We start from the raw sequence: 15141 nt of genomic DNA on the forward strand, positions 1-15141 counted from the left end.
CAATATGGTTGAAGTGTGGATACATTGTATGATATTGTATGAACGAGTATCTCGCTGTATATTCCGTCTAGTTGTAGTAGGAGTAAGGATTATTACGGGGTAGGCGTATTCGTAACCAATGGGAAAGAACATCTCAGCGAAATTGACCAACAACAACCGGATCACGATTCCTCGTCGGATTCGGGATTACTACGAGTTGCCTGACCCGGATCAAGAGGACGTGTGGATCGAGATCGAGATTCACGGCCTCGACGCTAAGAAGCATCCAGACCACGAGTTCGCAGCTGACCACCTACTAGAAGACGAACACAAATAGATATAAATAGAATACAAATAAAGCGCAAATAGGACTACTGAACTACCATGTTGGCCCCAAAACAGGGGGCCTTCACGGGGACTCCATCCAGTGCAACCGGGCGTGGGAACTTGGTTTGCACTAGATTCCAGAGTGTCCGTGTCTGCTCCTTACGACGCGATTGTAATAGGTGCATCGTCTCAGATAGTATCTCGTTTAAATCCCATATCAGCCGTCTGCATGGCATAGACGGCGATGCTGATTGTCAGGAGTGGAATAGATGAGTATCGACCTCTCAAACGTCTCTGATTCCGATCTTAACTCGCTTCCATCTCCTGATCTTGATACCGAATCCGGCCCCAAACCAGTCGCCCACGGTGGAGGGACTCAGTGTGTATTCAATGACACCAGCCGGGAACGGACTATCTACCGTCAGTTCTTCGACTTGTGGCGGAATAGGATCGGAGATCGAGACAACGAGCCGGGCGTCGTTGCTGAGTTAGATCACCAGGACTACGATTGGCTTGGGTATCCTGAAGCCGGACGGTGGGTTCTAGTGCTGAAGAGTAAGGGTTGGATGGGGGGGACTGGCGAAGGTGAGGATTGGTCGCAGTATTACGAATACAAGCTGCTATTGCGACAACAAGACGAGGACGGAAACCTCAATACTAACGGTAAATCGTGTTCACTCACAATTACCCCCCAACTATCGAAGCTCAATTATAAAGACGGTAATGAGATAACGTATAATCACGGCGAAGGCTCACTGATTGCGTGCGCAACGACGTGGGCTGAGACTAGCGAAGAAATTGAAAGCCGGATGTATGATTTGTTGTTGACTGTTCTCGACGATATCGATGTTTCCCGTCTCAACGCTGATCGTAACGATGACTCACGCCGCATCTGGAAGGGAGAAGTACATCTTCGGCACGACATTGGAAGTAAGCAACCAGTAATTGACACTATTAGCAAAAGCGAGGAACTAATTGCATACGGAGGCCGAAGCGAGACTCAAGCGGGTAAAACCCGGCAACGAGAGGGGTATCTAGAGGCTGTTATTGACGCTGACCGCTGGGATTTGCTCGGGTTTGACGACACCAAATATGACATTGAGCTCAAATGCTATCAGACTGATGGGTGGCATGAATATCCGCGAGATCACCACGCCCGCCACCCCAAGACTGAGGCAGCGTATTCTGGTGTTGATGATGACGAGGAGATGCCACATGTCGATGAATGGGATGATATGATGGCTACACTCCGGTCTGTTGTATCGTCGCATCTACAATGGGCTGGAGTCGGTCGTGAGCAGCTCATAGCCGACGATTACCAATCAGGGTCAGCCCGCCCAGTGTACGATTACAACCACCCTACAAACCGCCGAGAGCAGCTACGAGAGCGGTTCGAGGCCGTTGGCACACAGGTGCGTAAGGAAGCCCTCAGACCCAACACAGAGGCCGTCTACGATATTCTACAGACAATCGCTACCGAGCGGGGTGCGACCTATGACCTGCTCGAAGAACGAACAGGGCTAGCGCGATCTACAGTTCAGTACCATTGCCGTCGATTAGACGAATCAGAAGTGATTGAGAGGATTGGAAACCCTGTATTGGTCGTTTTCCCGTCGCTCGCAGCACTTGATGAGAGTATTGAAGTCCTGCGTGAAGTCAACCCTGATGAGCAGGTTGGCGATATTCTTGACCGGGCTGATGAACGACGAGAGAGGCGTAAGCAACAGCAAGAATCGGATGCAGACAATGATGCCAATACTGCCGCTGAAACCACTGATAGTGATACTGCAGCCGGTTCTGTGAACTCTGACCCCAAGGGTGATAACAGTGACACCCCCGAGGAAACACCCAACTGGCAGCCTCTCAGCGATCTCGACAACATAACCGTTGAGAGGTTGGCAGCTGCGGTGGACAATGGATGGGTTCCTGGTCGCCACATCAAGATGAGGACAGACCTCTACGAGTGGGCTGGGGGTTAGCCCACCGGCGGTAGGCGATAGCAAGTCTCACCAGCGGCGGCACTATCTTAGATCACATAGATTCCAGATGATACGACTGATCTAGGCTGATACTGTCACTTGCTCTATATTTGCTAGACACCACACCCCCAACAGCACCGCAACTGACAGCATCAGCCTAGATCCGCAGATGGGAATCGGCAAATTGCAGCACTCTGCTGTCAATAGTCTACTCGACAAGGTATCTTGCCACCCTCCTTTAGGGGGATAGCCCCTAAGGGGGCAGACAAGTGCGGCCCTCACAGACCGTTCGGGCCTTGCCGCAACCGCGACCGCCACCGCCATTGAATGACCCACTGGCGATGTTGACGATCTCGGTAGATACACTGGTGATGATAATGGTCTACTCGACAAGGTATCTTGTCAGGGAGCTTTAGACGGGGTAAAGACGCCGCTGGCGGCGATTAATTCAGTCTTTTAATACGGTTTGGGTTTCCTGTCCGCTGCAACGGCGGCCCGCTCGCCACCGCCGGTCAACCGTTGCTCGAGTTTCAATCCCGGTTCGGGTTTCCTGTCCGCTGCAACAACGCTCAGGCGAACGCCAGTGATCGATTCATCGAGTTTCAATCCCGGTTCGGGTTTCCTGTCCGCTGCAACTTCGCTGCTTTCGAGAATCGTCGGAAACGCCCCGTGTTTCAATCCCGGTTCGGGTTTCCTGTCCGCTGCAACGTACCAGTGCGAGGGCGACCTGTTTTACTGGCAAATGTTTCAATCCCGGTTCGGGTTTCCTGTCCGCTGCAACAGGGGGGTAGAATCCGCTTAGAGGACTGCTATTACAATATATTGTCCTAAAATTGCTACCGGAATACGTCAACCCATGCTATACACTTCATTTATACCGGTTGACGTAGATCTGCGGCTTCAGTATGAATGCGATTTCTGTTTCCACTCTCTCGGGGAATGGAATGTCCCCCTCAGTATGTGGTGGGATACGCGCTCTTGTGTATCAGGCGGTCGCTCCCTCGCACTGCACGATTTGATGTGGGGTTCTGACTCATCCACATCTCGTGAGGTTCGTGATTTCCGGCTCAGATTCCCATATCCTTGGGAGAGCCAACCCTATTGGTGCGCTACAGGCCATGCAACGGCGGATTTCTGTTCCGCTCTTCTCACCTCCACCGCCGATAAATGGCCTTTATACAGGGCTCCATCCTTCGTGCGGCTTCGCTGGTGGGCACGCTCCGCAATCGTAGAATCAACGATTACGACGAGGTGAAACGACCCCGCTCCGGTGGCAGACATATAGCCTGACCCGGCTTATCGGATTAACACTCACCCAGAATATAAATCCTTGCCAGCTAATCGCACGATCAAAGAATGCCGACTGGTTCGAGTGCGGATCAAGAGACGCTTGAGGCGTTCCGCGCTGGGACGACCACTACCGACATTACCCGGACAATTCGGCTCCGGCTTCGGGGTTCTCAGTGGAAGCACGACCGTATCAGACAGGCAATTAACGACTGGCAGCGGGTAGCACGATATACGGCTGACATACTCCCCTCATTTCCGTCATATCGGTGGAGTAACCGGGATACGCAGCTCCGGCGGGTGGTAACAGAAGAATTTGAGGATGATATCAATATCTATGCTCACGACCGGGATGCAGCCGTGGCAAAAGCGAGGGAGGCGTTCACCTCATGGAACGAGCGTGGGCAACCCGGCGACCGACCACAGGGGCAGTTTGGCGATGCAGATTACTTTCGTGTCTCCACGTCATCAAGCTCAAAGAATCGCCGCCAGATAGTCGAGAATGACCAAGGATACGGCCTCGAAATCTCACTCATCAACGACCGCAGTTTAGACCCATCCTCAATGTGGTTTCACGTCTCTGTTGGTGAGTATCAGCGTGAGTGGCTGGAGAAAGTAACCGCCGGTGACGCCGATCTCGGTGTCGTTGAATTGCGATACGACGATACCGACCAACTCTGGGCGCACGTCTCTGTCTCCGAACCGGTCGAAGTGTATGAACCGGGTGATGTTGAAACGGTGGTCGGCGTGGACTTCGGTGAGCGAGTGCTGTGGGCGGCTGCTGTTGTCGATTCAGATGGTGTTGAGGCTGTTGAGATGGAATCTGGGCGGGAGTTCCGGCATTATCGAGAGCAACTAGATCGACGCCGTGAGCAACTATCAAAACAGGGCGATCTCAAGGGTGTAAGGGAGACACGCGGTGATCGTGAGCGATACACTGAACAAGAGACACATACTGCAACACGACGGATTGTTGACCTTGCTGCCGATCATGCGCCCTGTAAGATACGATTTGAGGACTTGAGTGACTACCGTGAGACAGCTGAGGACGCGATTCATGACTGGCCGCATGGGATGTTGACTGAGCAGCTAGCGTACAAAGCAACTGAAGCCGGGCTACCTGTTGAAGCGATTGATCCGGCACAAACGAGTATCACCTGCCGACAGTGTGGCGAGACAAATCCAGCGTTCCGTGACGGCGATGATTTCGAGTGCTGGGAGTGTGGATATGAGGTTCACGCCGATGTGAACGCGGCCATCAATATCGCTCAGTGGGACTAACACCCACTGGCGATGCCGACGATCTCGATAGATACACTAGTAGGGATAATGGTCTACTTAATGACTTATCTTGTCAGGTCTATTTATACCGGGTGGCGATCAGCGAAGCAGTGACCAATGAAAGTAAACTCCCGCCGGTCGCCACGAGGCTTGCTCCAGCCAAAGTTTGTGTTCGGTCATTTTGCCAAACTCCGTAAATGGCAAGAAGACCACCACTCAGCGAGACTAACCCGAGTCCCAGAATTAGTAGATCATAACGGTGCATAGCCCATCCTGCATCACCCACTCACGAGCTGCCGTGCCTTGCCAATCAACCCGAGTTCGGTCTGATCTTCCTCCTCTTCGTCGGGTGACGGGTCAACCTCAACGACGATCTCGCGCTCACTGAGATTATTGATCGTTTCGCGTTGCTCATCCACAATCCCGCGAAGCCGTTCAATCTCGCTCTGCAAATCGTCCGACTGTTCTCCACGGTCAATCAGATCCCGGACTGCAGCGGCAAACGAGTCGCAGTCATAAGCGTCGTTATCGACCCTCTCTTCACACAATTTGATTTGATCCTCACGTAGTCGGAGGCTTTTCTTTTCCACACTTACCCCTCCGTTGTACTGCGCTTATCTGCGTGATCGGATTGTGCTCGGTTTGTGCTCGGTATCGGGCACGGGGTAATAGTCACATCTGTATCCCCGATATATCGTGTGCGCGGTTCCGAGTACATTCCACATACATCTGAGATGCCGATATTGCACTCATGATCTTTTCTCACGAGGGTCATATTTGTACCTCCTGTGGGGGTTGCCGTGGCAGTGTCTCGTCATAGACACCGAACTTGTAGATATTGTTGAGGTACGGTGCTTCGACGTTGAGAGCCCAGTTACGCCAATCTGAGTGGCTGTATGTATTCTCCCTTGCGGTTGATTCAGACCGCTCAGAGCCGACAACAGCCGACTTGTCAACGTCACCACGGATGTACGCGATCACACCGGTTGGCATCCAGCCGCGATAGACACCGTGATTGTGCTTCATATTGTCAGTAAAGTAATGTCTAAAGTAGTGCATGAATACATTATCTTCGGTATCAGCCCCCTGTTTATACCAATCATATTCAGCGAGTGCCCCGGATGAATCAGTATTATGATCACCAAATTGGCTTCTGATGCTGCTATATGTTAGCCGCTCAAGCCCACCACTACTAGTCGGTTTGGTGAACAATGGAATACGTGTCTTGGTTCGTTTGTGTTCGAGTGGTGGAGATCGCATCATTAAGTATTCAATAATGGCCGTTTTGAGTTCATCGTCAATCGGAATCACACTCCCATCATCGTCTTTTCTCTTGTTCCCTTGTTTCCGTTCTTCACCGTCGATGACAGTTTCTTCGTTGAATGCGGAGTAGATATATACTGAATCAGGCTTGTCGCGCACTTCTGATCGAAGGGATACATCGTACTGATCTAGTATGTGCTGGTAGACTGGGTGAGTCCCGCCTGATCCATCCCCAATGTGTACGCACTGTAAATCTTCATTAAGCAGTTCTCCGATCCTGACTCCCGTTTTCAGCAGACTCAGGATTATAGCCCGCTCAAACGGAGTGTCCAGCCAGTCAAGAAATTCTCTCATTTCGTCCATTTCGATTCGCATTCTATCCGGAGGGGACAAATCAAACTCATCGTCGCTGAAGCCTCTGAGAGCCTGCTGTGCCGGATTATTGGATATAATTCCCTTATCCATCTGTAGGTAATTATAAAAATCAACCAATGTCGTCAAAATCTGATGTCGTGATACATCTGATAGATTTATTTCGCGTGTTCCTTCTGAGCCATTGTGGGGTTCAGTGATCGTGAGGTATCTATCTCCGTTCTTCAGAAAGTCATTAAACTCTACAATTTGAGCGTCACTAGCACTGCAAACGTGGATCTTATCTAACCAATATAGAAATGCCTCAAACTCTCTGAGCCGGGACTCTTGAATTTGAACAAAGCTATTCTGCTTGTTTTGTGCTCGTTTCTCAGAAATGAAGGATTCTATTGGAGCCGATTTGAGTTCGATTTCATCAACACTCGATGTGGTGTCGGCTTCTTTTTTCTCTGCCTCCGAGAATTGAGCGTCACTGATGGAGGACATTATTTTCTAATAAACCCATCTTGCGTGACACTGTACTCAACCTCGCCAGCTTCGCGCAGTTCGGACAGAACCTTTCTGATGACCTTTGTGGAAACTAAATCCTCAACTTCGTCGGGTGATATGGCATCTTCCTCATTAGTCGGCAGACTGCGCTTGATTTGTTCAGCGAATCTATCGTGTTTGGATGCCGATGCCGGATCAGACGGCTCAGTTTGTGACTCCGATGTAGAATCATCTATATCGTCCTCAAGTCGGCTTCGCATCTCACTCACGTCGAAATCTCCACCAGCTGACCAGAGCCGATAGCCAGCCCTGAATCGGGTTCTCACGAATGCAGCAGTATCCATTCCCGCTTCGTCGGCAGCATCTTCGATAAGTTGCTTTTCCGCATCGGAAAGTCCACTCATGGCTATTTTTGTCTGTGTCATTTGTATATCTATGTAGTGTATTGTAGGGCATAAAAGATGGGATAGATCATTACTTTAGTTTTGACTTCAACTACTATTTTTTATATAAATTATCATACTTTGCCGCTGTATGGTGGTTGGGTATATTATATATTATCACTTCAATATGGTTGAAGTGTGGATACATTGTATGATATTGTATGAACGAGTATCTCGCTGTATATTCCGTCTAGTTGTAGTAGGAGTAAGGATTATTACGGGGTAGGCGTATTCGTAACCAATGGGAAAGAACATCTCAGCGAAATTGACCAACAACAACCGGATCACGATTCCTCGTCGGATTCGGGATTACTACGAGTTGCCTGACCCGGATCAAGAGGACGTGTGGATCGAGATCGAGATTCACGGCCTCGACGCTAAGAAGCATCCAGACCACGAGTTCGCAGCTGACCACCTACTAGAAGACGAACACAAATAGATATAAATAGAATACAAATAAAGCGCAAATAGGACTACTGAACTACCATGTTGGCCCCAAAACAGGGGGCCTTCACGGGGACTCCATCCAGTGCAACCGGGCGTGGGAACTTGGTTTGCACTAGATTCCAGAGTGTCCGTGTCTGCTCCTTACGACGCGATTGTAATAGGTGCATCGTCTCAGATAGTATCTCGTTTAAATCCCATATCAGCCGTCTGCATGGCATAGACGGCGATGCTGATTGTCAGGAGTGGAATAGATGAGTATCGACCTCTCAAACGTCTCTGATTCCGATCTTAACTCGCTTCCATCTCCTGATCTTGATACCGAATCCGGCCCCAAACCAGTCGCCCACGGTGGAGGGACTCAGTGTGTATTCAATGACACCAGCCGGGAACGGACTATCTACCGTCAGTTCTTCGACTTGTGGCGGAATAGGATCGGAGATCGAGACAACGAGCCGGGCGTCGTTGCTGAGTTAGATCACCAGGACTACGATTGGCTTGGGTATCCTGAAGCCGGACGGTGGGTTCTAGTGCTGAAGAGTAAGGGTTGGATGGGGGGGACTGGCGAAGGTGAGGATTGGTCGCAGTATTACGAATACAAGCTGCTATTGCGACAACAAGACGAGGACGGAAACCTCAATACTAACGGTAAATCGTGTTCACTCACAATTACCCCCCAACTATCGAAGCTCAATTATAAAGACGGTAATGAGATAACGTATAATCACGGCGAAGGCTCACTGATTGCGTGCGCAACGACGTGGGCTGAGACTAGCGAAGAAATTGAAAGCCGGATGTATGATTTGTTGTTGACTGTTCTCGACGATATCGATGTTTCCCGTCTCAACGCTGATCGTAACGATGACTCACGCCGCATCTGGAAGGGAGAAGTACATCTTCGGCACGACATTGGAAGTAAGCAACCAGTAATTGACACTATTAGCAAAAGCGAGGAACTAATTGCATACGGAGGCCGAAGCGAGACTCAAGCGGGTAAAACCCGGCAACGAGAGGGGTATCTAGAGGCTGTTATTGACGCTGACCGCTGGGATTTGCTCGGGTTTGACGACACCAAATATGACATTGAGCTCAAATGCTATCAGACTGATGGGTGGCATGAATATCCGCGAGATCACCACGCCCGCCACCCCAAGACTGAGGCAGCGTATTCTGGTGTTGATGATGACGAGGAGATGCCACATGTCGATGAATGGGATGATATGATGGCTACACTCCGGTCTGTTGTATCGTCGCATCTACAATGGGCTGGAGTCGGTCGTGAGCAGCTCATAGCCGACGATTACCAATCAGGGTCAGCCCGCCCAGTGTACGATTACAACCACCCTACAAACCGCCGAGAGCAGCTACGAGAGCGGTTCGAGGCCGTTGGCACACAGGTGCGTAAGGAAGCCCTCAGACCCAACACAGAGGCCGTCTACGATATTCTACAGACAATCGCTACCGAGCGGGGTGCGACCTATGACCTGCTCGAAGAACGAACAGGGCTAGCGCGATCTACAGTTCAGTACCATTGCCGTCGATTAGACGAATCAGAAGTGATTGAGAGGATTGGAAACCCTGTATTGGTCGTTTTCCCGTCGCTCGCAGCACTTGATGAGAGTATTGAAGTCCTGCGTGAAGTCAACCCTGATGAGCAGGTTGGCGATATTCTTGACCGGGCTGATGAACGACGAGAGAGGCGTAAGCAACAGCAAGAATCGGATGCAGACAATGATGCCAATACTGCCGCTGAAACCACTGATAGTGATACTGCAGCCGGTTCTGTGAACTCTGACCCCAAGGGTGATAACAGTGACACCCCCGAGGAAACACCCAACTGGCAGCCTCTCAGCGATCTCGACAACATAACCGTTGAGAGGTTGGCAGCTGCGGTGGACAATGGATGGGTTCCTGGTCGCCACATCAAGATGAGGACAGACCTCTACGAGTGGGCTGGGGGTTAGCCCACCGGCGGTAGGCGATAGCAAGTCTCACCAGCGGCGGCACTATCTTAGATCACATAGATTCCAGATGATACGACTGATCTAGGCTGATACTGTCACTTGCTCTATATTTGCTAGACACCACACCCCCAACAGCACCGCAACTGACAGCATCAGCCTAGATCCGCAGATGGGAATCGGCAAATTGCAGCACTCTGCTGTCAATAGTCTACTCGACAAGGTATCTTGCCACCCTCCTTTAGGGGGATAGCCCCTAAGGGGGCAGACAAGTGCGGCCCTCACAGACCGTTCGGGCCTTGCCGCAACCGCGACCGCCACCGCCATTGAATGACCCACTGGCGATGTTGACGATCTCGGTAGATACACTGGTGATGATAATGGTCTACTCGACAAGGTATCTTGTCAGGGAGCTTTAGACGGGGTAAAGACGCCGCTGGCGGCGATTAATTCAGTCTTTTAATACGGTTTGGGTTTCCTGTCCGCTGCAACGGCGGCCCGCTCGCCACCGCCGGTCAACCGTTGCTCGAGTTTCAATCCCGGTTCGGGTTTCCTGTCCGCTGCAACAACGCTCAGGCGAACGCCAGTGATCGATTCATCGAGTTTCAATCCCGGTTCGGGTTTCCTGTCCGCTGCAACTTCGCTGCTTTCGAGAATCGTCGGAAACGCCCCGTGTTTCAATCCCGGTTCGGGTTTCCTGTCCGCTGCAACGTACCAGTGCGAGGGCGACCTGTTTTACTGGCAAATGTTTCAATCCCGGTTCGGGTTTCCTGTCCGCTGCAACAGGGGGGTAGAATCCGCTTAGAGGACTGCTATTACAATATATTGTCCTAAAATTGCTACCGGAATACGTCAACCCATGCTATACACTTCATTTATACCGGTTGACGTAGATCTGCGGCTTCAGTATGAATGCGATTTCTGTTTCCACTCTCTCGGGGAATGGAATGTCCCCCTCAGTATGTGGTGGGATACGCGCTCTTGTGTATCAGGCGGTCGCTCCCTCGCACTGCACGATTTGATGTGGGGTTCTGACTCATCCACATCTCGTGAGGTTCGTGATTTCCGGCTCAGATTCCCATATCCTTGGGAGAGCCAACCCTATTGGTGCGCTACAGGCCATGCAACGGCGGATTTCTGTTCCGCTCTTCTCACCTCCACCGCCGATAAATGGCCTTTATACAGGGCTCCATCCTTCGTGCGGCTTCGCTGGTGGGCACGCTCCGCAATCGTAGAATCAACGATTACGACGAGGTGAAACGACCCCGCTCCGGTGGCAGACATATAGCCTGACCCGGCTTATCGGATTAACACTCACCCAGAATATAAATCCTTGCCAGCTAATCGCACGATCAAAGAATGCCGACTGGTTCGAGTGCGGATCAAGAGACGCTTGAGGCGTTCCGCGCTGGGACGACCACTACCGACATTACCCGGACAATTCGGCTCCGGCTTCGGGGTTCTCAGTGGAAGCACGACCGTATCAGACAGGCAATTAACGACTGGCAGCGGGTAGCACGATATACGGCTGACATACTCCCCTCATTTCCGTCATATCGGTGGAGTAACCGGGATACGCAGCTCCGGCGGGTGGTAACAGAAGAATTTGAGGATGATATCAATATCTATGCTCACGACCGGGATGCAGCCGTGGCAAAAGCGAGGGAGGCGTTCACCTCATGGAACGAGCGTGGGCAACCCGGCGACCGACCACAGGGGCAGTTTGGCGATGCAGATTACTTTCGTGTCTCCACGTCATCAAGCTCAAAGAATCGCCGCCAGATAGTCGAGAATGACCAAGGATACGGCCTCGAAATCTCACTCATCAACGACCGCAGTTTAGACCCATCCTCAATGTGGTTTCACGTCTCTGTTGGTGAGTATCAGCGTGAGTGGCTGGAGAAAGTAACCGCCGGTGACGCCGATCTCGGTGTCGTTGAATTGCGATACGACGATACCGACCAACTCTGGGCGCACGTCTCTGTCTCCGAACCGGTCGAAGTGTATGAACCGGGTGATGTTGAAACGGTGGTCGGCGTGGACTTCGGTGAGCGAGTGCTGTGGGCGGCTGCTGTTGTCGATTCAGATGGTGTTGAGGCTGTTGAGATGGAATCTGGGCGGGAGTTCCGGCATTATCGAGAGCAACTAGATCGACGCCGTGAGCAACTATCAAAACAGGGCGATCTCAAGGGTGTAAGGGAGACACGCGGTGATCGTGAGCGATACACTGAACAAGAGACACATACTGCAACACGACGGATTGTTGACCTTGCTGCCGATCATGCGCCCTGTAAGATACGATTTGAGGACTTGAGTGACTACCGTGAGACAGCTGAGGACGCGATTCATGACTGGCCGCATGGGATGTTGACTGAGCAGCTAGCGTACAAAGCAACTGAAGCCGGGCTACCTGTTGAAGCGATTGATCCGGCACAAACGAGTATCACCTGCCGACAGTGTGGCGAGACAAATCCAGCGTTCCGTGACGGCGATGATTTCGAGTGCTGGGAGTGTGGATATGAGGTTCACGCCGATGTGAACGCGGCCATCAATATCGCTCAGTGGGACTAACACCCACTGGCGATGCCGACGATCTCGATAGATACACTAGTAGGGATAATGGTCTACTTAATGACTTATCTTGTCAGGTCTATTTATACCGGGTGGCGATCAGCGAAGCAGTGACCAATGAAAGTAAACTCCCGCCGGTCGCCACGAGGCTTGCTCCAGCCAAAGTTTGTGTTCGGTCATTTTGCCAAACTCCGTAAATGGCAAGAAGACCACCACTCAGCGAGACTAACCCGAGTCCCAGAATTAGTAGATCATAACGGTGCATAGCCCATCCTGCATCACCCACTCACGAGCTGCCGTGCCTTGCCAATCAACCCGAGTTCGGTCTGATCTTCCTCCTCTTCGTCGGGTGACGGGTCAACCTCAACGACGATCTCGCGCTCACTGAGATTATTGATCGTTTCGCGTTGCTCATCCACAATCCCGCGAAGCCGTTCAATCTCGCTCTGCAAATCGTCCGACTGTTCTCCACGGTCAATCAGATCCCGGACTGCAGCGGCAAACGAGTCGCAGTCATAAGCGTCGTTATCGACCCTCTCTTCACACAATTTGATTTGATCCTCACGTAGTCGGAGGCTTTTCTTTTCCACACTTACCCCTCCGTTGTACTGCGCTTATCTGCGTGATCGGATTGTGCTCGGTTTGTGCTCGGTATCGGGCACGGGGTAATAGTCACATCTGTATCCCCGATATATCGTGTGCGCGGTTCCGAGTACATTCCACATACATCTGAGATGCCGATATTGCACTCATGATCTTTTCTCACGAGGGTCATATTTGTACCTCCTGTGGGGGTTGCCGTGGCAGTGTCTCGTCATAGACACCGAACTTGTAGATATTGTTGAGGTACGGTGCTTCGACGTTGAGAGCCCAGTTACGCCAATCTGAGTGGCTGTATGTATTCTCCCTTGCGGTTGATTCAGACCGCTCAGAGCCGACAACAGCCGACTTGTCAACGTCACCACGGATGTACGCGATCACACCGGTTGGCATCCAGCCGCGATAGACACCGTGATTGTGCTTCATATTGTCAGTAAAGTAATGTCTAAAGTAGTGCATGAATACATTATCTTCGGTATCAGCCCCCTGTTTATACCAATCATATTCAGCGAGTGCCCCGGATGAATCAGTATTATGATCACCAAATTGGCTTCTGATGCTGCTATATGTTAGCCGCTCAAGCCCACCACTACTAGTCGGTTTGGTGAACAATGGAATACGTGTCTTGGTTCGTTTGTGTTCGAGTGGTGGAGATCGCATCATTAAGTATTCAATAATGGCCGTTTTGAGTTCATCGTCAATCGGAATCACACTCCCATCATCGTCTTTTCTCTTGTTCCCTTGTTTCCGTTCTTCACCGTCGATGACAGTTTCTTCGTTGAATGCGGAGTAGATATATACTGAATCAGGCTTGTCGCGCACTTCTGATCGAAGGGATACATCGTACTGATCTAGTATGTGCTGGTAGACTGGGTGAGTCCCGCCTGATCCATCCCCAATGTGTACGCACTGTAAATCTTCATTAAGCAGTTCTCCGATCCTGACTCCCGTTTTCAGCAGACTCAGGATTATAGCCCGCTCAAACGGAGTGTCCAGCCAGTCAAGAAATTCTCTCATTTCGTCCATTTCGATTCGCATTCTATCCGGAGGGGACAAATCAAACTCATCGTCGCTGAAGCCTCTGAGAGCCTGCTGTGCCGGATTATTGGATATAATTCCCTTATCCATCTGTAGGTAATTATAAAAATCAACCAATGTCGTCAAAATCTGATGTCGTGATACATCTGATAGATTTATTTCGCGTGTTCCTTCTGAGCCATTGTGGGGTTCAGTGATCGTGAGGTATCTATCTCCGTTCTTCAGAAAGTCATTAAACTCTACAATTTGAGCGTCACTAGCACTGCAAACGTGGATCTTATCTAACCAATATAGAAATGCCTCAAACTCTCTGAGCCGGGACTCTTGAATTTGAACAAAGCTATTCTGCTTGTTTTGTGCTCGTTTCTCAGAAATGAAGGATTCTATTGGAGCCGATTTGAGTTCGATTTCATCAACACTCGATGTGGTGTCGGCTTCTTTTTTCTCTGCCTCCGAGAATTGAGCGTCACTGATGGAGGACATTATTTTCTAATAAACCCATCTTGCGTGACACTGTACTCAACCTCGCCAGCTTCGCGCAGTTCGGACAGAACCTTTCTGATGACCTTTGTGGAAACTAAATCCTCAACTTCGTCGGGTGATATGGCATCTTCCTCATTAGTCGGCAGACTGCGCTTGATTTGTTCAGCGAATCTATCGTGTTTGGATGCCGATGCCGGATCAGACGGCTCAGTTTGTGACTCCGATGTAGAATCATCTATATCGTCCTCAAGTCGGCTTCGCATCTCACTCACGTCGAAATCTCCACCAGCTGACCAGAGCCGATAGCCAGCCCTGAATCGGGTTCTCACGAATGCAGCAGTATCCATTCCCGCTTCGTCGGCAGCATCTTCGATAAGTTGCTTTTCCGCATCGGAAAGTCCACTCATGGCTATTTTTGTCTGTGTCATTTGTATATCTATGTAGTGTATTGTAGGGCATAAAAGATGGGATAGATCATTACTTTAGTTTTGACTTCAACTACTATTTTTTATATAAATTATCATACTTTGCCGCTGTATGGTGGTTGGGTATATTATATATTATCACTTCAATATGGTAAAAATGGCATCTTGTAGCATAAATACCGCAAAAAAGCTGAAAACT

12 protein-coding genes are annotated in these 15141 nt (G+C 50.5%); 6 read left to right on the plus strand and 6 right to left on the minus strand.

Annotation, left to right across the window (positions count from 1 at the left end):
* Positions 1-118: 118 nt before the first annotated feature.
* The 3 genes from DP106_RS14475 (at position 119) to DP106_RS14485 (ending at position 4853) form a co-directional block, all read left to right on the plus strand.
* A complete protein-coding gene (locus tag DP106_RS14475; RefSeq protein WP_120086466.1) occupies positions 119-316 on the plus strand; it encodes a hypothetical protein in 198 nt (65 codons plus the stop codon).
* A 259-nt stretch (positions 317-575) separates the two neighbouring features.
* Positions 576-2285 (plus strand): winged helix-turn-helix domain-containing protein, encoded by a 1710-nt coding sequence (locus DP106_RS14480; RefSeq protein WP_120086468.1) that lies wholly within the window; start codon positions 576-578, stop codon positions 2283-2285.
* Between the two features lie 1356 nt (positions 2286-3641).
* Positions 3642-4853, plus strand: coding sequence for an RNA-guided endonuclease InsQ/TnpB family protein (locus DP106_RS14485; protein ID WP_120086470.1), 1212 nt, complete (start codon positions 3642-3644; stop codon positions 4851-4853).
* 278 nt (positions 4854-5131) lie between these two features.
* Here DP106_RS14485 and DP106_RS15990 read toward each other — a convergent pair whose 3' ends face one another.
* From DP106_RS15990 to DP106_RS14500, 3 genes are all read right to left on the minus strand, one after another.
* Positions 5132-5305 (minus strand): hypothetical protein, encoded by a 174-nt coding sequence (locus DP106_RS15990; RefSeq protein WP_165857922.1) that lies wholly within the window; start codon positions 5303-5305, stop codon positions 5132-5134.
* A 319-nt stretch (positions 5306-5624) separates the two neighbouring features.
* Positions 5625-6974, minus strand: a complete 1350-nt coding sequence (locus DP106_RS14495; RefSeq protein ID WP_120086474.1) for a site-specific integrase — start codon at positions 6972-6974, stop codon at positions 5625-5627.
* Positions 6974-7402, minus strand: a complete 429-nt coding sequence (locus tag DP106_RS14500) for a hypothetical protein (protein ID WP_240625456.1) — start codon at positions 7400-7402, stop codon at positions 6974-6976. The genes DP106_RS14495 and DP106_RS14500 overlap by 1 nt, the downstream gene beginning before the upstream one ends.
* A 259-nt stretch (positions 7403-7661) precedes the next feature.
* Between DP106_RS14500 and DP106_RS14505 the strand changes: the two genes are divergently transcribed.
* From DP106_RS14505 to DP106_RS14515, 3 genes are all read left to right on the plus strand, one after another.
* Entirely contained in the window at positions 7662-7859 is a 198-nt protein-coding gene (locus tag DP106_RS14505; RefSeq protein WP_120086466.1) for a hypothetical protein, read from the plus strand.
* Between the two features lie 259 nt (positions 7860-8118).
* The gene (locus DP106_RS14510; protein ID WP_120086468.1) at positions 8119-9828 is read left to right on the plus strand and encodes a winged helix-turn-helix domain-containing protein; all 1710 of its coding nucleotides are present in this window, start codon (positions 8119-8121) and stop codon (positions 9826-9828) included.
* A 1356-nt stretch (positions 9829-11184) separates the two neighbouring features.
* A complete protein-coding gene (locus DP106_RS14515) occupies positions 11185-12396 on the plus strand; it encodes an RNA-guided endonuclease InsQ/TnpB family protein (RefSeq protein WP_120086470.1) in 1212 nt (403 codons plus the stop codon).
* A 278-nt stretch (positions 12397-12674) separates the two neighbouring features.
* Here the strand turns inward: DP106_RS14515 and DP106_RS15995 are convergent, their stop codons facing one another.
* From DP106_RS15995 to DP106_RS14530, 3 genes are all read right to left on the minus strand, one after another.
* Positions 12675-12848 (minus strand): hypothetical protein, encoded by a 174-nt coding sequence (locus DP106_RS15995; RefSeq protein WP_165857922.1) that lies wholly within the window; start codon positions 12846-12848, stop codon positions 12675-12677.
* A 319-nt stretch (positions 12849-13167) separates the two neighbouring features.
* The gene (locus DP106_RS14525) at positions 13168-14517 is read right to left on the minus strand and encodes a site-specific integrase (protein WP_120086474.1); all 1350 of its coding nucleotides are present in this window, start codon (positions 14515-14517) and stop codon (positions 13168-13170) included.
* Positions 14517-14945 carry a hypothetical protein gene (locus DP106_RS14530; protein WP_240625456.1) on the minus strand — a complete coding sequence of 143 codons (429 nt, stop codon included), beginning with the start codon at positions 14943-14945 and terminating at the stop codon, positions 14517-14519. The genes DP106_RS14525 and DP106_RS14530 overlap by 1 nt, the downstream gene beginning before the upstream one ends.
* Positions 14946-15141 lie beyond the last annotated feature (196 nt).

Source organism: Halonotius pteroides (assembly GCF_003605635.1).
In the GTDB taxonomy this organism is placed as follows: Archaea; Halobacteriota; Halobacteria; order Halobacteriales; family Haloferacaceae; genus Halonotius; species Halonotius pteroides.

Excerpts from the sequence above, each read along its gene's own strand:
- DP106_RS14505 (WP_120086466.1), top strand. The coding sequence starts at position 7,662 with ATGGGAAAGAACATCTCAGCGAAATTGACCAACAACAACCGGATCACG.
- DP106_RS14480 (WP_120086468.1), top strand. The coding sequence starts at position 576 with ATGAGTATCGACCTCTCAAACGTCTCTGATTCCGATCTTAACTCGCTT.
- DP106_RS14515 (WP_120086470.1), top strand. The coding sequence starts at position 11,185 with ATGCCGACTGGTTCGAGTGCGGATCAAGAGACGCTTGAGGCGTTCCGC.
- DP106_RS14495 (WP_120086474.1), bottom strand. The coding sequence starts at position 6,974 with ATGTCCTCCATCAGTGACGCTCAATTCTCGGAGGCAGAGAAAAAAGAA.
- DP106_RS14530 (WP_240625456.1), bottom strand. The coding sequence starts at position 14,945 with ATGACACAGACAAAAATAGCCATGAGTGGACTTTCCGATGCGGAAAAG.
- DP106_RS14485 (WP_120086470.1), top strand. The coding sequence starts at position 3,642 with ATGCCGACTGGTTCGAGTGCGGATCAAGAGACGCTTGAGGCGTTCCGC.
- DP106_RS14500 (WP_240625456.1), bottom strand. The coding sequence starts at position 7,402 with ATGACACAGACAAAAATAGCCATGAGTGGACTTTCCGATGCGGAAAAG.
- DP106_RS14475 (WP_120086466.1), top strand. The coding sequence starts at position 119 with ATGGGAAAGAACATCTCAGCGAAATTGACCAACAACAACCGGATCACG.
- DP106_RS14525 (WP_120086474.1), bottom strand. The coding sequence starts at position 14,517 with ATGTCCTCCATCAGTGACGCTCAATTCTCGGAGGCAGAGAAAAAAGAA.
- DP106_RS14510 (WP_120086468.1), top strand. The coding sequence starts at position 8,119 with ATGAGTATCGACCTCTCAAACGTCTCTGATTCCGATCTTAACTCGCTT.